This is a genomic window from Ruegeria sp. HKCCA4633, assembly GCF_013034605.1.
Lineage (GTDB): Bacteria > Pseudomonadota > Alphaproteobacteria > Rhodobacterales > Rhodobacteraceae > Ruegeria.
On sequence record NZ_WQGJ01000002.1, the window covers coordinates 88,164 to 108,513 of the forward strand.

Below are 20,350 nucleotides of genomic sequence, written 5' to 3' on the forward strand. Positions count from 1 at the left end.
AGTAGACAACTCGTTAGCATACATACAAACTGATCACAAAAGAGGCGAAGCACCGCCCTATAAACAACAGAGGAGATGAACGTCATGACAAAGACTTCAAATATCAGTCGCCGCAAGACATTGCTGGGTCTGGGGGCCGGTGCAGGAGCTTTGGCGGCAGGCGGTGTGCTGCCCGGTTCGCTTGGTTTTGCGCAAGCGCAAGGCTCGGCTCCGATCAAGATTGGGTTCCAGAAGCACGCGACCGGCATCGGTGCGGCATATGGACGATGGTATGACGTTGCGACGACCGCCGCTGCTGCGCGCATCAACGAGATGGGTGGTATCAATGGGCGTCCTGTCGAGATCATCACCGAAGACGACGCGACCGACCCCGGTCGCGGTGCCGAAGTGTTAGAAAAATTCGCCAACCAGCACGAAGTTGACGTTGCCTTCGGCACTCTGTTCAGCCACGTCGTGATCGGGTCTGCACCCCGCGCGGGCGAGTTGAAACTGCCCTATTTTGTTGTCTCCGAAGGTCACCACGTGGCCAGCGGCATGCTAAACCGGTATACGCTGCAACCCGGTATTACAGATGTAAAAAGCCAGGTCATTTCGATGGCGCCTTTTGTGGCTGACAATCTGGGCAAGAAGGTCACGATGATTTATCCTGACTTTGCTTTTGGCCACGATCACCGCGACTTTTTCTCGGAAGCGATCGAAGCGCAGGGTGGTGAGGTTGTTGCGAAGATTGCGATCCCACCCACCGAGACGACCTTCACGCGTTACTTTCCAAACATCCCTCGCGAGACCGAGGTGATTTATCACGTGATGGTAGGACCGGCCGTGCTGACCTTCGTCAAGGAAATGGGCGAGTTCTTTGGGCCCAGCCGACCCGAGATTTTTGGGTTTATCGACAGTCTTGAAGCGGTTGATATCCAAAGCCCGGGTTTGGAGTTCCTTGAAGGTACATATTTCTGGGAAGGTATGCCTCGTTACAAGCAGGCCAACGAATCCGAGGCGGCCTCGGCTTATCGTGCCGCCGTTGGTGTCAATGACAGTGGTGCAGCAATAGATGACCCTTCTAACGTCGCCACTTACGCCCATATGTTCGGGTGTTGGGAAACGCTGCATGTCATCAAAGCCGGTATGGAAGCGGCGGATTATCAGGGCCCTGCAGATCGCGCCAAACTGATCGAAGCGGTCGAGGCAATGAGCGACATGCCTGAATCCATCGAACACCCGCAGGGCGATAAAGTCTTCAACGGCAAGACACATCAGGCCTTTGGCAAACAGTTTATCTCAAAGGTCGGTGACGGCCGGCTGGATGTGGTGCATACGGCGTCGATCGAGGACGGGTTGTATGAGGATGAGGTGGATTACACCACGCGATCCTTCTGATCCCATCAACAGGCAAAAGCGAGGCAGGGTATGGACTTCGGCCCTCACCTGATGCTCGCCTCCATCGAGGGGGCGGTCATCTCGGCTATTCTTGTGCTGACGGCGATGGGGCTCAGCATCGTGTTTGGCGTCATGCGCGTTGTAAACGTCGCCCATGGCGAATTCTTCATGTTGGGTGCGGTTTTCGCCTGGGCAGTCAGCACGATGATCGGTGGACATGCGGCTTTTGGCTTCGTGGCTGCTTTGCTTATCGTGCCGGTACTGGTCGGATGTATTGCATCGGGGGTGGATCAGTTGATCCTCAAACGGATCGACTATGACGTGGATCGGACCATCGTGGCCACGATCGGCATTTTGTACATCGTGCAACAATCGACGCTGATGCTGTACGGTCCAGAGGCGCGGCCGGTTGAGCCGCCCTTCAATACCCGCCTGGCTCTTCCGTGGTTCGAGTTTGGCGCGGACGGGTTCCAGATGATCTGGCCCTGGGGGCTGAGCGTTACGACATACAAGTTGTTCGTGATATTTGCCGCAATTTCGGTGCTGGGGGTGCTTTGGTTCGTACTGACGCGCACCAAGATCGGATTGATCATGCGCGCAACCCAGCAGGACCGCGGAATGGCGCAGGCCTTTGGAGTGCCTGTCAATCGCGTTTACTCCTGGGTCTTTGGATTGGGAGCAGGGCTTGCCGCGCTGGGCGCGGTGCTGGTCGTTCCAATCCAACAGGCCCACTATTTAATGGGCGGAGATCCGTTGTTGTTGGCGTTTATCGTGGTGATCATCGGCGGTCTTGGCAGTTTGCCCGGCACGGTGATTGCAGCTGTTCTGATCGGAATGAGTGACGGCATCATCTCGGTCTTTTTCTCGCCGACCCTGGCTAAAATCATCGCAACTTTCCTTGTGGCAATGGTGCTTGTATTCAGGCCGCAGGGCCTGATGGGGCGGGTGGCGGCCTGATGGTGGTGTTCAGATCAGCCGCTTTGCATTCTTGCGTTTTGCTTGCGCTTGTGGCGCTTTTCTTCGTGCTTCCCGCCTATCACGTGGGTGCATTCTCGCGGATCATGGTGCTGGCGATTTATGCCATCGGATACAACCTGCTTTTTGGCTATACCGGCCTGCTGAGCCTTGGCCACGCCATGTTTTTTGCCGCCGGAATGTACGGCTTTGGGCTGAGCATGAATTTTGGCGGTTTGACTGTTCTGCCCGCCTTTGCTGTCGGAGTTACCGCCGCAGGGCTGTTGTCCGTCGCTGTTGGCTTTTTGGCGTTGCGCACCATTGGTGTGGCGTTCATGATCGTGACGCTGATGTTTGCTCAAACCTTCTATCTCGTGATCCTTTATTTTGGAGAATATACTCGCGGCGACGAGGGCTTTATCATCCAACAGGCGCAACGCAGCATCGCTGGAATTGACCTGACCACGGAAACGGCGCGCTATTTCACGGCATTTATCCTGTTCGCGATCTGTTTTCTCGCCATGGCGCGTTTGGTGCAAAGCCCTTTTGGCAAGCGCCTCGTCGCCATTCGGGAAAATGAGGAACGTGCCCGGATGCTGGGCTATGACGTGGGGCGGCTGAAGCTTGCCGCGCTGGTTGTATCGGGATTGTTCTCGGGCGTGGCAGGCGCTGCCTATGCGATGCTGTTCGGCTATGTCGGGGCCAGCTTTGCAGCGGTCCATTACTCGATCTTTCCGCTGCTTTGGGTCCTGCTTGGTGGCGCTGGAACTACGGTCGGCCCTCTTATCGGGGTGATCTTCATGTTCTACCTGATCGATGTCTCTAGCAGCTTTACCAATGCCTATATGCTGGTTGCCGGCATTGCTTTGGTTCTTCTTACCCTGTTCGCCCCGCAAGGCATTGCGGGCACATTGCGCAAGAGAGCTGTGTCATGGCTGCCGTAAGTATCCTCGAAACCAAAGGCCTGACAAAGATTTATGGCGGGCTTCAGGCCAACACCGACATAGATTTTTCCCTGCGGCGGAATGCGATAACTGCGTTGATCGGTCCCAACGGGGCTGGCAAATCGACCTTCGTTGGTATGGTCAGCGGGCGCACGAAACCGACAAGTGGCAGCGTTTATTTTGAGGGCCAGGACATCAGCCGTTTGCCTGCACATAAACGTATACAACTGGGCATGGCTTACACGTTTCAGATTACATCGATCTTTCCCGGGCTGACGGTCGAAGACAACGTCGCCCTAGCGGCAGGCCGGAAGCTGGCGCACGACAAGACGGCCCATGCTCAAAAGACCGCCGCCGTTCTGGACAAGATTGGATTGGGGGACCGGGCTGATCAGGTTGCCTCGGATCTCAGCTATGGCCATCAACGGGTGCTGGAAATTGCTATGGGTCTGGCGCAAGACCCAAAGCTGTTCATCCTTGACGAACCGACACAGGGTTTGGCCGAAGGCGAAGTGGATGCATTTGTGACGCTGATGCGGACAATGGCCAAAGAGACAACAATCCTACTGATCGAACACAATATGCGTGTAGTCACCGAGACCGCCGACCATGTAGCTGTGCTGGATCAAGGTCGCCTTTTAGCCTCGGGAACTGTTGACGAAATCCACGCGAATGCGGCGGTGCAAGCCGCATATCTCGGGACAACTGCCAATGCTTGAGGTCACTGATATTCACACCGGCTATGGTCAGGTAAAAGTTCTTTTCGGTGTGTCTTTGTCGGTCAAGGCCGGGGAAATACACTGTCTCATGGGCCGCAACGGGGCCGGGAAAACGACTCTGCTCAAGGCCATTATGGGCCAACTACCCTTGAACCAAGGTGAAGTCACGCTGGATGGGGAACGTCTCAGTGGCTTGCCGGCGCACCTCGTGCCCAAACGCGGCATAGGCTACATCCCGCAGGGTCGGCGGCTTTTCCCTGAGCTGACTGTTTCAGAGAACATCGAAATGGGTCTGATGGCACGCGGCGAAGGCGCGAACACTCGAGACTGGGTTCTGGAACTTTTCCCTCGGCTGAAAGAGCGCCTGGACCAAGTCGCTACCACGCTTTCGGGGGGCGAACAGCAAATGCTGGCAACAGCCCGCGCGCTGTGCCTGCGCCCTAAAGTCCTGCTACTGGATGAACCGACCGAAGGTCTGCAACCTTCGATAATCGAACAGATCCGACAAGTGGTCGTCAAAATGAAGGCGCAAGGCTATGCCATCATTCTGGTAGAGCAGCGGATTGATGCGGTTTTGTCGATAGCAGACCGTATCACGTTCATTGAAAACGGTCAGGATCGCGAAACCGTTGCACCTGCGAATGTCGCTCAGGATGGAACGATCCTCACCAAGTACCTTGGTGTTTGAATGATGGTGACCGCTAGTGCTTGATCCGTGCTTCACGCGGACAAAAGTGTTTGCTCAACTGTCATCGTCTCGTTCTGGAATGCCCCCCTTGGCAGGGTGGCGAATAGTCCAGGTCCGTGCCGCGAATGGAGCGCCATTCCAAGTTGCCGTAAGGTTGGCATGAACAGTAGTAACGCCACGTGATGCGCTTGCAAGAAGGGACACGCGAACATCGGCAGTTCCGTCCGTGCGCTCAAACACCATCCGATGATCGACTTGGGTTCGCTGGTGTTCGTGCGAATCCAGCGACGTTGTGTGGGACATGCGCGTCTCATACCCAAATGTTGTCCCGATGTCTGGATAGAAAACCAGCATCATCGGCTGATGCCATCCAATCTCGTGACTGCCGGCTATTTGTTTATTCCAACGCACCAGATTGTTTGACGTAACAACCTTGTGCGAAGGCTTTTTTGGCAGCGGTTCAGGCGGCGGCAATTGCGCTGACAAGTCCATGGTGGCACCATTAAAAACAGGCAATTTCAGCGCACCATCTTGTATTACAATATCTTGCGGTGGTGCGTGCAAATGTAAATGCGGCCACAGGCCCGAAGATAAGGCAAGCCGCAGACGGTGCCCTTTTCGAACGCGATAAGCTGTCGTGTGCAGGCGCATCGAAAAATCCACCCGGCCCGTTTGATCGGGATGCGATCGACTGTCCAGGTTTTCATCAAGGGCCAGATTGCGCACGCCATAACTGATCCGTGCCACCTCATCGCTTGCGTTGACGTCGCTTAGCCGGGCTGCGACAACCGCAGGATAGCCCTTTACGTCAACTGAAAGGGTCAAGTCCACTGCGCCGCACAGCACAAGATCTTCGGACAGCGGGGCTGTTTCAAAAACCAAAGACCGTGCGTCGTCGTCGGACTGGTCCAGAGGCAAACCACCTGCGCGTCCGAAATAGCCCGTGTCCCCGGACATCTGCCCAACGTTTCGCGAGTTTGGTAGCACCCAAGGCTCGTGACCTGCAGACGACTCGAGGCTGGTCAAAGAGACTGTCTGAGGGTCAACATGCTCGATCGTCGGGCCGCTTTCGATCCAGTTGCCTTGCCGTTCAACCAGCGTATCGCCCGGCGTATCGAATTCGCGCAGCCAGACTCGCAACCGCGGCCAATCCGGTGTTTTCGGAGTGTCTGGTTTCAGCCAATGATCCCACCAATCCAGTGCCAAACGCTGAAACCCAATCGCCGGTCCCGGTGCGCCGTGATCGGGATAGTGGTGCCCCCAAGGGCCCACCACCCCCCACACCAGGTCAGGGCGCGCATCGACCATTGTCATGACAGAGTTTGAATACCGATCGCTCCAACCCCCTACGGACAGGATCGGTACGGAAAACGCATCTGTCTCGTGAATTACAGACCCATGTCGCCAGTATGCACCGCGTGCGTCCTCGCGTAGCCAGTTTTCCAAAGGAAAGGAGAGGTTTTCAATGCGCTCTTGCCACAAGGTTTTCCAGCCTGCCCCAACGTTTTGTGTCGGAGGTGAGGCCAGAATGGATGGCAAGGTTGCACCCCATTCGAACGTATCCGTTAAAACGCATCCACCCATATAGTGGATGTCGTCCTCGAACCGGTCATGTGTGGCGCAAACAGCGATTGTCGCCTTCAAAGCGTCTGGCGCATTTGCGCTGGCCTGCAGCGAGGCCGTGCCACCCCACGACGTACCAAACATCCCGACGCGGCCGTTGCACCAGGGCTGCGCGGCCAGCCAATCGATGACCTGTCGCGCGTCATCCAGTTCTTCTGGCGCGTACATATCCGACATATGTCCTTCGCTGTCGCCAGACCCACGCATGTCCACCCGAATGCATGCATACCCATGGGCAGCAAAAAAAGGGTGGTTCCGTTCATCGCGCGCGCGCACCATGTCTGTCTTGCGATAGGGGATGTATTCTAAGATGGCGGGGACAGGCCTTTGCGTCACAGGGCGCCACAACCGGGCGGCCAGTCGCACTCCATCCGGCATTCTGATCCACAGATGGTCCGTCTCTGTAACGTCAAAAGGATGTTCGGTTTGGTCCGCCATAGTGATCCGCCACATGCGTTTTGTGTTCGAGCCAGTTCTGCAAATCCCAAGAATATTTGCAATACAGTACATTCATTCATTTGAAAATAGAATTTGACTTTAAAATTCCAGTCTGATTTCAATTTTGGAGAAAATAGATCGCTTGACCTAAATCCGGAGAGCCAAATGCCATCTGACAATGTCGTCGCTTTGCCATCTGCAATTTCTTCGCTGGGCAGTGAGGTTCGACAGTTGCGCAAGGCTCGCCAACTCACTCTCAAACAGTTGAGCGAAGAGGCGGGTATTTCGCTCAGCCATGTGTCGGCGATTGAACGCGGTGTATCCAAACCTTCGGTTGACGTCCTGCAAGACATTGCGAGCGCCTTAGGCGTCACGCCTGACTGGTTTTTTGCCCGACGCGCCGGTGCTGGACCGATGGAGCAAGCGTTTGTTGTGCGTGCTCAGAACCGCCGTGCCCTTAATACACTTTACGGTCAGGATGCGGCAGAGCTTGGCTATACCGACCAATTGTTGTCCAGCTCGATTGGTGGGCAGTTTTACATGGGTATGGCGGTCTATGCGCCGCATTCAGAACGCCCCGAGGATCCTTTGCAGGAACACGAAGGTGAAGAACACGGGTTGGTTCTTGAGGGCGAGTTGGAAATGCGGATCGGTGATGAATTCATTACTCTGCGCGCCGGGGACAGCTACAGTTTTGACGCACGTATTCCGCACCATGCCCGCAATCGAACAGACCGGGTCTGCCGCCTGATCTGGGCAGTCTCACCAGTGGTCATTCCAAAGGATGTCGCGGTGACCAATGCTGCGGAACAGGAGACGCGGCAATGACCCGCGATGTTCTGTTACAGCCCTACCAATTGAAGCACCTGACCTTGAAAAACAGGATCATGACTACCAGTCATGAGCCAGCATATCCCGAAGATGGAATGCCCAAGGAACGTTACCGCGCCTATCACGAAATGCGTGCGAAAGCGGGTGTTGCCATGACGATGACCGCAGGTTCTGCCACTGTCAGCCGGGACAGCCCGCCAGTCTTCAACAACATCCTTGCCTACAAGGACGAGGTCGTGCGCTGGATGGGTGAACTGACCGACGCCTGCCATGTCCATGGCTGTGCCGTGATGATCCAGCTGACCCATCTGGGGCGGCGCACCGGTTGGAACAAGGGCGATTGGCTGCCGTCTCTGTCGCCGTCGCATTATCGTGAACCTGCGCATCGGGCCTTTCCGAAAAAGATGGAAGACTTCGACATTGAGCGGATTGTGACCGATTATGCCGACGCCGCCGAACGGATGCAGGCTGCTGGGTTGGACGGGATCGAGTTGCAGGCCTACGGGCACCTGCTGGATCAGTTCTGGTCGCCGCTGACCAACACGATGGAGGCGCCGTTTGGGGGCAATCTCGACAATCGATTGCGCTTTGGTTTCATGGTTTTGGATGCAATTCGCGACCGTGTGGGTCCAGAGTTTATCGTAGGGGTGCGCTACACCGCCGACGAGGTCCAAAAGGGCGGCATTACTCAGGAGGAGGGGTTGGAAATCGCGCGCAGGCTGCGCGATAGCGGTCAGGTTGACTTTCTGAACGTTATTCGCGGGCGCATTCATACCGACCCCGCCATGACGGATGTGATCCCCGTGCAGGGCATGAAAAGTGCGCCACATCTGGATTTTGCCGGGCGCGTGCGGGCCGAGATTGGAATGCCAACTTTTCATGCTTCGCGCATCCCAGATGTGGCGACGGCGCGCCATGCCGTGGCCTCGGGCCTGTTGGATATGGTCGGGATGACCCGTGCCCACATGGCAGATCCGTTGATTGTGTCCAAGATACAAGCCGGGCAGGAGGATGACATCCGACCTTGCGTAGGGGCGACCTATTGCTTGGATCGCATCTATCAGGCTGGTGAAGCATTATGTATTCACAACCCGGCAACCGGGCGCGAATTGACCATGCCACATATCATACCGGTGGCTGAAACACGTCGTCGCGCGGTCATTGTGGGCGCAGGTCCGGGTGGGCTTGAAGCAGCGCGCGTTGCAGCAGAGCGCGGGCATGAAGTCACCGTTCTAGAGGCCGCACCTGAACCCGGCGGACAGGTGCGCCTGACCGCGCAATCCAAACGCCGGGCCGAAATGATCGGGATCATCGACTGGCGCATGGCCCAATGTGCGGCGCGGGACGTGAAATTTCATTTTAACACCTTCGCCGATGTCGCGGACGTAACCGCGCTGTCGCCGGACATGGTTGTGATCGCAACGGGTGGTTTGCCCGAGACGACGATCCTCGATTCGGGCAATGAACTGGCGATTTCTGCTTGGGACATTCTGTCTGGCGATGTGCAGCCGGGTGAAAACGTGCTGATCTATGATGATGCGGGGGACCATCCTGCGCTGATGGCGGCCGAAGTTATCGCCGCCACCGGCGCGCGTGTCGAAATCATGACACGTGATCGCAGTTTCGCGCCGGAAGTGATGGCGATGAACCTGGTGCCGTATATGCGTGCGCTGCAAAAGACCGGCGCCGTTTTCACGGTGACACGTACACTGAACGCGATCGAGAAATCCGGCAATCAGCTATTGGCCCATGTCGGTACCGATTACTCGGACCTGAGAGAGAAACAGTATTACGATCAGATAGTTGTCAATCAGGGCACCCTACCGCTGGGCGACCTTTACTTTGATCTCAAACCGCTTTCGCGCAATAGGGGTGCCGTAGATCAAGGCGCACTTGTCTCGGGCGCAGGCCAATTGTTTCCACAGTCAAACCCCGAGGCGGAATTTGACCTCTATCGTATCGGAGACGCCGTATCGGCACGCAACATTCACGCTGCAATCTATGACGCGCTGCGGATTGGAATTCGGTGGTGACATGCGTGCAAAACCAAGTTTTGTAGACGAGTTTGAAAAGCAATAAAGGAAAAATTAGCAAAAATTCTTGCGAAAAAGAAAAGTTGTCGTAGCATTCCTGAAGCACCTAGTAACCGAAGGGAGGATTCGTGAGCCAGGGCGCATCAAGAAAATACAGCCGTACTGCGAGCGAAGAGGGCCTGGCGGCCTTTGGGGCCGAGGTACGTCAGCTGCGCAAAGCACGTCAGATGACACTGGCCGAGCTTGCGACCAGCAGCGGTGTTTCGATCAGCCATCTCAGCGCAATCGAGCGCGGAACGGTCAGCGCCTCGCTCAACAAAATCTCGCGAATTGCGGACGCTCTGGGCGTGCCAGAGGAATGGTTTTTCAATCACCGCCCCGGATCCGGCCCGTTAGAGCGCGCCTATGTTGTGCGGCAGTCCAACCGCCGCAATCTGAACCTGCTGTATGATGAGCCCATCGAGCAGTCGGGCTATGCAGATCAGTTGCTGTCCAGCTCTATCGGTGGCGGGTTCTGTCTGGGCGTGTCGGACTATCGCCCCTATTCCGAGCAGGTTGTTGACCAGTACTTCTCGCGCGATGGCGAGATGCACGGGGTCATTCTGGATGGTGAATTGGAATTGGTGATGGAAGATGAAACCGTCACCTTGCGCACGGGTGACAGCTTTAGCTTTCCCGGTGAAATCCTGCACGTCCTGCGCAACGTAACTGACCAACCTGCGCGTATGATCTGGGTGAACTCACCCGTGATCATTCCAAGATTCTCAGCGCTTGGCGCTGACGAGCAACTGCCACAGTCACACAAGAAAAAGAACGGATAACGCCTGCTGGCACCTGAAGTCGCGGGCTCTGCCCGCAAGCAACCACGCCGGACAGATGCCCGGATACGAAGACAAACAGGGAGTAAGCAAATGAGTTCGATTTTCAAAGGGGACGTTTCCCGACGCTCCGTTTTGGCCGGAGCTGGCGCATTGGGCGCAGCCAGCCTTGCCTTTCCGCATATGGCCGTCAGCGCCGATGGGACGGTTCTGACCATCCGGTCTTATAGTGACCTGCAAGTGTTGGACCCCGCATTTTGGCTGGCGCTGCCCGAAGCCGATATCATGCGGTCGATCTATGCCCCACTGGTGTCGAACCAGCAAGGCGACGATTGGAACTGGCGCCCCGTTGCGGTCGAAAGCATCGAACAGCTGGACGACCTGACCATCGCCTTCAAGCTGCGCGACAATATCGGCTTTACGGACGGCTTTGGCCAAATGACGGCTGACGACGTGAAGTTCTCGATCGAGCGGATTGCTGATCCAGCCAATGAAAGTCCATACGCTGGCGACTGGAGCGCGCTGAAAGAGGTTGAGGTCAAGGACAACCTCTCAGGCCTGATCCATCTGAAAAACAAATTCGTTCCGCTTTGGACGACAACCTTGCCAACACCTGCGTCCTGCATCGTGTCGCGCAAGGCTGTCGGGGAAATCGGCGGCAAGATCGGGTCTGAGCCGGTGGCGCAATCCGGCCAGTATATTCTGACCGAATGGGTGCCCAAACAGAAAACCGTTCTGAAACGCAACCCGGACTGGGCGTATGAGCCGGGCGGATACGAGGAAATTCACATCCTGCCGATCGAAGACCCCTCGACCGCCGAGCTGGGTTTCGAAGCTGGTGATCTGGATTACACTTGGACTTCGGTTTCCTCGCTGCCGCGGCTCAAGGAAAACCCACCTGCGGGGTCGGTCGTCGAAGAAAAACCCTCGTTGGCCTATGTCTGGCTGGGCATGAATCAGGACAACGAAGCGTTGAAAGACGTTCGTATCCGCCGGGCTATCCAGCACGCGATTGACCGGCAAACGGTTGTCGATGCGGCCTATTTCGGCGCTGCCGCCGTGGGCAACGGCATTATCGCACCGGGTTTGCCGGGCAGCCGCGACAGTGTCACCTATGACTATGACCCGAACAAGGCGCGCGAGTTGCTGGCCGAGGCAGGCGCCGAGGGCATGACCGTTACCCTGGACATCCTGAACCAGTCGGAACGTCTGACGGCAGCGCAGGTCATTCAGGCCAATCTGGCCGATGTTGGGATCACCTGCGAGATCAAACAGAATGACAGCGGTACGTTCTGGACGCTGGGGTCCAAGGATGGCGATTACTTCATGAACCTGCAGCTGGTGCTCAGCCGGTTCTCGATGAACCCTGACCCAAGCTGGGCGACCGTCTGGTTCACGCCGGAACAAGTCGGCGTCTGGAACTGGGAACGGTTCAACAACGAGGAATACAAAGCGCTGCACGAAGAAGGTCTGGTCGAAAGCGATGCGGCCAAGCGTGATGAGATCTACAAGAAGATGCAGGGTCTCATGGATGAAAGCGGCTGCTACGTCTTCCTGACGCATGAGGTAGTTGGCCTGATCCACAAGGATACGGTCGATCCGGGCCTCAAGCCGAATGGCGAGCCGTTGTTGCCGCTGTTCAAACCCGCCTGATCCACGCAAACGGGCGGCATCCAAATGCCGCCCGTCCGCCAATAGGGGGCACGTATGCTAAGCTATTTTTTCAAACGGCTTGGACTGGCTGCTGCGATTGTCTCGGTCGCCATGTTCCTGCTGTTTTGCATGATCTACCTGATCCCAGGCGATCCGGCCTCGGTAGCACTGGGCCCTCGGGCAACCGAGGAAATGCGCGCCGCCCTGCGCGAAAAGATGGGGCTGAACCAGCCGGTTCTGGTTCAGTTCTGGAATTTCTACATCGGCGCCTGGACCGGTGATCTTGGGGATGAGGTTCTATCAGGCCGCCCCGTCACCACGGTTGTCTTCGAACAACTGCCCTACACTCTGGCCCTGATCGTTGGCGGCATCACGTGGTCGGTGGCGCTTGGTATCCCGCTGGGCTGCTGGGCAGCAGTCAGCCGCGGCAGCTGGGCTGACCGGGTTGTAGGTATCCTCTCTGTGGCGGTAATCGCGGTGCCATCCTTTGTCATTGCGATCTATGCCCTGCTGATCTTTGCTGTTGAATTGCGCTGGCTGCCTGCCATCGGCGCGGGCGAACCCGGCGATCTGGGCGATCAATTGACCCACCTGATCCTGCCTTCGCTGGCGGTTGGTCTGGGCTGGGTTGGCTATATCGCCCGCATGGTCCGCGCCTCGATGCTCGAAGTGCTAGAGGCCAGTCATATCCGTACCGCGCGCGCCTTTGGCCTGCCAGACAGGACGATCACCTTTCGCTATGCCCTGTCGATTGCGATCCTGCCCACGGTCACCTTGCTGGGCGTGGGCATCGGCCAGATGCTGTCCTCGGCCGTCTTTGCCGAGATCGTCTTTGCCCGCCCCGGCGTCGGCAAGCTGGTCTATGACGCCATCCTGACGCGCAACTTCCCCATCGTGACAGGCACTGTGCTGATCACCACCGTCCTTTTCGTTCTGCTCAACCTGTTGGCAGATCTCATTATCGGAGCTTTGGATCCCCGTGTCAGAAGCAGTTTCTAATCCCGCCCCCGGGCGCATGGCCGAACTGTGGCGCCCGATCCGCAAAATCCTGCGAGAACCTTTGGGCGCGCTGGGATTGTTCCTTGTCCTGTTTGTCATCTTCGGCGCCGTTTTCGCCGATCTGTTAACCAGTTGGGACCCGACCAAGATTAATCCGCGGGACCGATTTCAGGGACCAAGCGCAAATCACCTGATGGGTACGGATCAGTTGGGCCGGGACCTGTTTGCACGCGTGCTACACGGCGGACGGATTGCCTTGTTTGTCGCGCTGGTCTCGACGGCGGTTTCGCTGGTGATCGGCATCGTTCTCGGTCTGATCGCAGGTTACGGGCCGCGTTGGCTGGATAACCTGATGATCCTGCTGTTCGACGCAATGAAGAGCTTTCCAACCGTCATGCTGGCCCTTGCGCTGGTGACGCTGATGGGGCCGTCACTGACCGCCGTGATGGTTGTTGTCGTTCTGGTCACCGTGCCTGGATATGCGCGGATCATCCGAACCCAGACCATTGCATTGAAAACCTCGGAATACGTCACGGCAGCGCAAAGTATGGGCGCGTCATCGGCGCGTATCCTGCGGGTACATATTCTGCCCAACGTGATCGGGCCGCTGGTTATCCTCGCGTCGATGGACATTCCGGTCGTCATCGGGATTGAGGCGGGCATGAGCTTTCTGGGCCTTGGTGTTCGCCCGCCAACCCCAAGCTGGGGCTCGATCCTGAATGACGGGTTCACCAATATCCGCGACACCGCCTGGATCGCGATTGCCGGCGGTGTGCCGATCATCATCACAACGCTGGGCTTTACCTTCCTGGGTGAGACGCTGCGGGACGTGTTTGATCCCCGGCTGAAAGGACGCTGATGACCACGCTGCGCATAGACAACCTGAACGTCAGCTTCTCGACCGAAGCCGGGCCGCTGCATGCGTTGAAAAACGTCAGCTTCGATGTACCGGAAAACCGGATCGTCGGCATCGTGGGCGAATCCGGCTGCGGGAAATCCACGTTGATCAACGCCATTTTGGGCCTGCTGGCAGACAATGGTAGCATCGACGGTGGCTCGATCCTGTTCGAAGGGCAGGATGAACTGACAAGCCTGCCCTCGTCGCGGATGCGCGACCTGCGCGGCCCGCGCATAGCCACCGTGTTTCAGGACCCGATGGGCGCGTTGAACCCGGTCATCTCGGTCGGAAAGCAGATGCTGAATATCCAGTATCGCTCGACCTTGTCGAAAGACGAAAAGATGAACCGCGCTGTCGAGATGCTGGAACTGGTCCGCATTCCTGATGCCCGCGCGGCGCTGGCGCGGTATCCGCATCAGTTCTCGGGCGGGATGAAACAGCGGATTGCCATCGCCATGGCGCTGATGATGGAACCCGCCCTTCTAATCGCGGATGAACCCACAACGGCGTTGGATGCGACACTTGAGGTGACCACGATCGAGTTGCTCAAGGATTTGCAGCAGAAAATCGGCTGTTCGGTCATGTTCATTTCGCACCATCTGGGTGTCATCGCCGAACTGTGTGATGACGTTGTGGTCATGTATGCGGGTGAAGTGGTGGAGCGCGGCACCGTCCGCCAGATATTCCAAGACCCTCGCCACCCTTACACAGCGCGATTGCTTGAATGCGACCCGGCGCGGCAAAGCGAACGCACCCGGCATCTGCCGACAATCCCCGGAGAAATCCCTGATCTGCGCGCGCGGCCCGCAGGCTGTATCTTTGCCAATCGGTGCGATCTCGTGAGCGACGCCTGCTCGGCCCCTCCGCCCGACAAAGACATCGGAGACGGTCATGTCGCGCGCTGCATTATTGCAGATTGTCCCGAGGAAACCGGAGTGACTGCATGAGTAGCGATCCCATTCTCAAGGTTGAAGACGTCCAGGTTTCTTTCCCAGTCGGTGGGTTCGGGCGTCGAAACTCGATCCTGGGCGTGGCCGGGGTGAGTTTTGAAGTTAACCGAGGCGAAACCTTTGCACTCGTTGGAGAAAGCGGGTCGGGTAAAACGACCCTCGCGCGGGCTGTGAATGGTCTGCAGGAAATTAGCGCAGGATCCATAACGTTCGAAGATCAACGTATCGACGAGTTAGACCCAAGGGCGATGAAGCCTGTCCGCAAACGCATGTCGATGATGTTTCAAGACCCAGTAGGATCCCTTTCACCTCGTATGACCGTGGGTGATCTGGTGACGGAACCATTCCGCATTCACGGCATCGAAGGGCGTAATCTGCGGGATGAAGCCGAGCGTCTGCTGACGCTGGTCGGTTTGCCCACAAGCTTTGACTCGCGCTTCCCGCATCAGTTGTCAGGAGGGCAGGCTCGGCGGGTTGGAGTGGCACGAGCCATCGCATTGGACCCGGCGTTGATTATCGCAGACGAACCGACTGCGGGACTGGATGTTTCGGTTCAGGGTGAGGTGCTGAACCTGCTGAACGATTTGCGGGAACGTCTTGGGCTGGCAATGGTGATTATCACGCACAATCTGCACGTGGTGCATCATGTGGCGGATCGAACTGCCGTAATGTATCTGGGTCGATTTGTAGAAGCTGGTGAAACCGAAGAGGTATTCAGCGCGCCGCAGCATCCCTATACCGCAGCACTGCTCTCGGCCAACCCCGAGCCTGATCCGGACAAGACCCACGACCGGATCACCTTGCCGGCTGAAGTCCCTTCGCTGTTGGCTCGACCGTCGGGTTGTGAGTTCCACACCCGTTGTCCCTGGGCTCAATCGCAGTGCAGTTTTGATGCTCCTGAAAGACATGTTACGGATGAGCGGGTAATCGCATGCCACTTCCCGCTGGCACCTGGGGCCCGCCCGCCTGAGCAAAAAGAAAGCGTCTTGTCATGAGTAATGTTGAGGTCATCGAAACCGTCTGGATACCAATGCCTGACGGAACGCAGTTGGCAGCAAGACTGTGGTTGCCCGAAGCGGCGAAAACCACTCCGCTGCCCTGCATCCTTGAATACATACCCTACCGTCGTCGAGACCGCACGCGAATGCGCGACGAAAGTATGCACCCGCATTTTGCAGCCGCTGGGTATGCTTCGATTCGGGTGGATATTCGGGGCTATGGGGATAGCGACGGCATTGCTGAAGACGAGTATTCACATCAGGAAACCCAAGACGGACACGACGTCATCCAGTGGATCGCAGATCAGGACTGGTGTGATGGAAATGTGGGAATGTTCGGAAAAAGTTGGGGGGCATATAATGCGTTCCAAGTCGCGGCAACACGACCCCCGGCCTTGAAGGCTATCGCGCCGGTGATGGGAACGGATGATCGATGGCGCGAGGATATCCATTTCTACGGCGGTTGTCTGGCCAACGATAATTTCTGGTGGGGCTCCATCATGCAGCTCTACAATGCGATGCCGCCCGATCCCGAGATCGTAGGTGAAGACCGCTGGATCGACATGTGGCGCGAACGTATGGAGGGGGCCAGTTTCTGGCCTGCCATGTGGCTGGAACACCAAACCCATGATGAGATGTGGCGACGCGGCTCGATTTGCGAAAACTACGCCGACGTCGAGGTTCCGGTTTACTTTTTCGGCGGGTGGATGGACCTTTATCGCGACACCCCGTTCCGTATCGCTCAACATCTCAGCGGTCCTGTGAAAATCCTGATGGGGCCCTGGGCCCACCTGTATCCACATGAAGGGGTGCCGGGCCCCAAGGCCGATTTTGTAGGGGAAGTCCTTAGGTTCTGGGACCGTTGGTTAAAGGGTATCGACACCGGATTAATGGATGAACCACTCTTGCGGTTCTTCATGCAGGAAAGCGCGGCACCAAGTGGAACTCATCTGCAACGTGAAGGACGCTGGGTCGAAGAACCAAGCTGGCCCTCGCCAAATGTCAAAGATTATTCGATGTGGTTAAACGACGGTACTCTGGACATTAAGCCGCGTACTGGCTCTACAATGTCCATTTGCTCGCCACAGAACTTTGGGGCCGCTGCAGGCGATATGTGTTCGTTTGCCATACCCGGCGACATGGCTGAAGATTGCCGGATCGATGCGGCAGGGGCACTGCAATTCAAAGGTGATCCTCTGGAAGCAGCGGTTGACGTTCTGGGCCAGCCCTCTGTCGAAATCACAGTTTCTGCGGATCAGGAGCAAGGTTTCGTTGCTGCTTTGTTGGTCGACGAAGCCCCCAACGGTGCGCAAACCCTGATTTCTCGGGGGTTCTGCAATCTGAATCATCGGATTGGTAACACCAACCCAACCGCAATTGTGCCGGGCGAGGACATGACCGTGACCATACCGCTTTACGGCAGCGGTTACCGTGTCATGCCCGGTCATCGCATCGTAGTGCAGATCGCCTCGGCTTATTGGCCCGTGCTTTGGCCCGCACCTGCACCCGTAACGCTGACGATCCGCTCAGGGTCATCGTGTTTGCATCTGCCTGTTCGCACGCAAAAGGGGCAAGCATCGGAACCACGCGCGCTGCCCGAGCCAAGCAAGCCTCAAACGGCGCCCCGAAAAACGAAAGTGCGGTCAGGTTCAATGGAACGCTCTATCCGCACTGATCTGACCAACGGAGAAACCATTCACAGGTTTTTCCTTGATGGTGGCGTTTTCGGGCCAGTGGGCGATTTCCGCCTCGACGATATTGGAACGGTGTTAAGCGACGTTTCAGATCGGCGTTACACAATCCATCCCAGCGATCCACTTTCGGCCACCGCAACGATGGAGCAGACGGCCGGTTTCGACCGCGAAGGCTGGTCGGCCAAGATTTGGACCTATTCGGAACAGACAGCGACACCGACGGAGTTTCATTTAACTTCACGCCTCAAGGCTTGGGCCGGAACCGAACTTGTCTATGAGGAAGAGAATGTGCACGTCATCCCTCGTAACGGGATGTAGCCACTAAAACCCAACCAAGTATCGGGCCAAACAGGCTGCTGTCAGCAGTATAATAACAGGAGACGAAGGATGTCGGTATTCTTGCAGTTTGGACCGCGGGCCGAGACTCATCAACTATCGGTCGGGGGTGTGACCATGCGCGTTGTTACCGAAGGTGAGGGGCCTGCTATCGTATTTGTTCCTGGTGGGGACCAAACTGCTGAAGCCTATTCAGAACAGTTCTCGCGCTTATCCGACAGCTTTCGTTGCATCACCTATGATCCTCGCGGTGCGGGCGAGACCCAATCACCCCCGCCTCCCTGGGCGATGAACGACTATGCTGCCGACTGTGCGGCGGTGATCGATGCGTTTGCGGGTGGCCGCGCAACTGTATGTGGCTTGTCGTTGGGTGGCCTCGTTACACAGCAAACTGCGATCGACTTTCCTGACAAGGTTCAACTTGCCATTCCCATGGGAACTTCCGCCTATATCGATGGGTTCACGCGCGACTGGATGCAAGCCGAGATTGACCTTCGAAAAGATGGCATAACCCTACCCGACTACTTTCTTGCCCCCCACTATGCGGTCTATGCCTTTCCAGCCAAAGCGCTGCACGAACCAGAACTGTGGGAACAGCTCAAGGCATCTTACACCGAACGCTTCCGCGACCGCGATCCGCAAGCCACAATCGATCAATGGGAAGCGTGCCTGAACTTCGATTGCCGCGAAGATCTGAAAATCTGCCCGGTCCCTATGCATGTAGTCGCTTTCTCTGAGGATGTTCAGACCGCTCCAGTCATGTGCAAGGTTGTTTCGGACCTGGCGCAGAACGGAACATTCCACGAGATCCCAGGGCTGGGACATGTTTCCATGACACGCCACAAACCTGACGTCGTAGCGAAAAAACTACGCGAGATTTTAAGCGCCGAATTGGTGCAGCAGTAAACGGCTGACCAGTTAGATGAGAATTGCAATTGCAGGATTTCAGCACGAAACCAACACCTTCGTGGAAAGCCCAACGCGACTGAGTGATTTTGAACGGGCAGATAGCTGGCCAGAATTGTTGCGGGGGCGGGACGTTTTGGGCGTGACCGATGGTATGAATCTGCCCATCGCCGGATTCGCAAAGGCGGCGTTGGCGGAAGGCGTGGAATTACTACCCATTCTGTGGTGCGCAGCAGAACCGGGCGGCAAGGTAACAGACCGCGCCTTTGACACCATCGCGAGGCTCATAACTGACAAACTTCAGGGAATGACACCGCTCGACGGTGTTTACCTGGACCTGCATGGTGCCATGGTGACAGAGTCATGGGATGATGGCGAGGGTGAGCTTTTGGCGCGGATCAGACAGATCATTGGGCCGGATCTTCCGCTTGTTGCAAGCCTTGATATGCATGCCAATATCTCGCAACAAATGGTGAATTACTCGGATGCAATGACCATTTTCCGCACCTACCCGCATCTTGATATGGCTGCCACAGGCGCACGGGCGTATCGGATGATACGCGAAATCCATGCAAATGGCCGACCCGCGAAATCGTGGAGACAAGGGGAGTATCTGATCCCGCTGCACATCCAGTATACAGAAGTGGCGCCAGCCCAAACGCTGTATGGAACTCTGAAGGCGTTCGACGGACCCGGCACGCGACTGGTTGAACTTGCCATGGGATTTACCGCAGCGGACACAGCTGATTGTGGTCCATCCGTGCTGGCGTATAGTTCCTCTCAGCCCGACGCCGAGGCAATGGCCGGGCATGTTTTTGCAAAGTTGCAGGCTGCTGAAACACAGTTTGAAACAGCTTTGCTAACGCCAGAGGACGCAGTCGAAACCGCCCAAAAGGCAACTGGCGCTGGGCCTGTTGTGATTGCGGATGTACAGGACAATCCAGGTGCCGGTGCGTCGGCGGACACCACTGGGCTGCTGCGTGAACTTGTTATTCAGAATACCCCACTTTCCATTCTTGGGCTGTTGCATGATCCGCAATTGGCAGCAAAAGCCCATGCCAGGGGTCCAGGTGCAGAATTTGAGGCAGAAATTGGCGGTCGCGGCCCCGGTGACACGCCATATTTAGCAAATGTGCGTGTGCATCATCTGAGCGATGGCCAATGTCGTTACACGGGCGAAATGTATGGCGGCGGGATTGCAACGCTGGGCCCCTCGACGGCATTGCAGCTGATTGGAACGCAAATTCATGTCATAGTAACCAGCATTCGAAATCAATGTCTGGATCTGGCGCAAATTCGGCTGTTCAATCTCGAACCTGAACAGGCACGGATTATTTGCGTCAAAAGCACAGCCCACTTCCGAGCTGATTTTGAACCCATCGCGCAAGACGTCCTGTTATGCGCCGCGCCGGGGCAGTTTCCCTGTGAACTCAAAGATGTAAACTATACAAAGCTGCGATCAGGGGTTCGAATACTCGGAGGATAATTCAA

17 protein-coding genes are annotated in these 20,350 nt (G+C 56.7%); 16 read left to right on the forward strand and 1 reads right to left on the reverse strand.

Annotation, left to right across the window (positions count from 1 at the left end; translation table 11 throughout):
• Window positions 1–84: 84 nt before the first annotated feature.
• From GOV85_RS07060 to GOV85_RS07080, 5 genes are read left to right on the forward strand one after another with little or no spacing between them, the layout of a single operon-like run.
• Window positions 85–1,377: an ABC transporter substrate-binding protein gene (locus GOV85_RS07060; protein WP_171176430.1), complete on the forward strand. Its 1,293-nt coding sequence runs from the start codon at window positions 85–87 to the stop codon at window positions 1,375–1,377.
• A gap of 30 nt (window positions 1,378–1,407) precedes the next feature.
• Window positions 1,408–2,334: a branched-chain amino acid ABC transporter permease gene (locus tag GOV85_RS07065; protein WP_171176432.1), complete on the forward strand. Its 927-nt coding sequence runs from the start codon at window positions 1,408–1,410 to the stop codon at window positions 2,332–2,334.
• Window positions 2,334–3,275 (forward strand): branched-chain amino acid ABC transporter permease, encoded by a 942-nt coding sequence (locus tag GOV85_RS07070; RefSeq protein ID WP_171176434.1) that lies wholly within the window; start codon window positions 2,334–2,336, stop codon window positions 3,273–3,275. Before GOV85_RS07065 ends, GOV85_RS07070 begins: the two co-directional genes overlap by 1 nt.
• A complete protein-coding gene (locus GOV85_RS07075) occupies window positions 3,263–3,994 on the forward strand; it encodes an ABC transporter ATP-binding protein (RefSeq protein WP_171176436.1) in 732 nt (243 codons plus the stop codon). Before GOV85_RS07070 ends, GOV85_RS07075 begins: the two co-directional genes overlap by 13 nt.
• Window positions 3,987–4,682, forward strand: coding sequence for an ABC transporter ATP-binding protein (locus GOV85_RS07080; RefSeq protein ID WP_171176438.1), 696 nt, complete (start codon window positions 3,987–3,989; stop codon window positions 4,680–4,682). Before GOV85_RS07075 ends, GOV85_RS07080 begins: the two co-directional genes overlap by 8 nt.
• A gap of 54 nt (window positions 4,683–4,736) precedes the next feature.
• On the opposite strand, the gene GOV85_RS07085 is transcribed toward GOV85_RS07080, so the two are convergent.
• The gene (locus GOV85_RS07085; protein ID WP_171176440.1) at window positions 4,737–6,743 is read right to left on the reverse strand and encodes a CocE/NonD family hydrolase; all 2,007 of its coding nucleotides are present in this window, start codon (window positions 6,741–6,743) and stop codon (window positions 4,737–4,739) included.
• 165 nt (window positions 6,744–6,908) lie between these two features.
• On the opposite strand from GOV85_RS07085, the gene GOV85_RS07090 reads away from it, so the two are divergent.
• The 11 genes from GOV85_RS07090 (at window position 6,909) to GOV85_RS07140 (ending at window position 20,345) form a co-directional block, all read left to right on the forward strand.
• Entirely contained in the window at window positions 6,909–7,571 is a 663-nt protein-coding gene (locus tag GOV85_RS07090) for a helix-turn-helix domain-containing protein (RefSeq protein WP_171176442.1), read from the forward strand.
• Window positions 7,568–9,607, forward strand: a complete 2,040-nt coding sequence (locus tag GOV85_RS07095; RefSeq protein ID WP_171176444.1) for an NADH:flavin oxidoreductase — start codon at window positions 7,568–7,570, stop codon at window positions 9,605–9,607. Before GOV85_RS07090 ends, GOV85_RS07095 begins: the two co-directional genes overlap by 4 nt.
• Window positions 9,608–9,735: 128 nt before the next feature.
• Complete coding sequence (locus GOV85_RS07100; RefSeq protein ID WP_170572598.1) at window positions 9,736–10,428, forward strand: XRE family transcriptional regulator; 693 nt, start codon at window positions 9,736–9,738, stop codon at window positions 10,426–10,428.
• Between the two features lie 90 nt (window positions 10,429–10,518).
• Window positions 10,519–12,078 (forward strand): ABC transporter substrate-binding protein, encoded by a 1,560-nt coding sequence (locus GOV85_RS07105; protein ID WP_171176446.1) that lies wholly within the window; start codon window positions 10,519–10,521, stop codon window positions 12,076–12,078.
• A gap of 54 nt (window positions 12,079–12,132) precedes the next feature.
• Window positions 12,133–13,077 carry an ABC transporter permease gene (locus GOV85_RS07110; protein ID WP_171176448.1) on the forward strand — a complete coding sequence of 315 codons (945 nt, stop codon included), beginning with the start codon at window positions 12,133–12,135 and terminating at the stop codon, window positions 13,075–13,077.
• Window positions 13,078–13,093: 16 nt separating this feature from the next.
• The gene (locus tag GOV85_RS07115) at window positions 13,094–13,936 is read left to right on the forward strand and encodes an ABC transporter permease (RefSeq protein ID WP_171176450.1); all 843 of its coding nucleotides are present in this window, start codon (window positions 13,094–13,096) and stop codon (window positions 13,934–13,936) included.
• Window positions 13,936–14,922 carry an ABC transporter ATP-binding protein gene (locus GOV85_RS07120; RefSeq protein ID WP_171176452.1) on the forward strand — a complete coding sequence of 329 codons (987 nt, stop codon included), beginning with the start codon at window positions 13,936–13,938 and terminating at the stop codon, window positions 14,920–14,922. The genes GOV85_RS07115 and GOV85_RS07120 overlap by 1 nt, the downstream gene beginning before the upstream one ends.
• Window positions 14,919–15,920 (forward strand): ABC transporter ATP-binding protein, encoded by a 1,002-nt coding sequence (locus GOV85_RS07125; RefSeq protein ID WP_171176453.1) that lies wholly within the window; start codon window positions 14,919–14,921, stop codon window positions 15,918–15,920. Before GOV85_RS07120 ends, GOV85_RS07125 begins: the two co-directional genes overlap by 4 nt.
• A complete protein-coding gene (locus tag GOV85_RS07130; protein ID WP_171176455.1) occupies window positions 15,917–17,935 on the forward strand; it encodes a CocE/NonD family hydrolase in 2,019 nt (672 codons plus the stop codon). The genes GOV85_RS07125 and GOV85_RS07130 overlap by 4 nt, the downstream gene beginning before the upstream one ends.
• A 69-nt stretch (window positions 17,936–18,004) precedes the next feature.
• On the forward strand, window positions 18,005–18,859 hold the full coding sequence (locus GOV85_RS07135) for an alpha/beta fold hydrolase (protein ID WP_171176457.1): 855 nt from the start codon (window positions 18,005–18,007) through the stop codon (window positions 18,857–18,859).
• Between the two features lie 16 nt (window positions 18,860–18,875).
• On the forward strand, window positions 18,876–20,345 hold the full coding sequence (locus tag GOV85_RS07140; RefSeq protein WP_171176459.1) for a M81 family metallopeptidase: 1,470 nt from the start codon (window positions 18,876–18,878) through the stop codon (window positions 20,343–20,345).
• The last annotated feature ends 5 nt before the right edge of the window (window positions 20,346–20,350 follow it).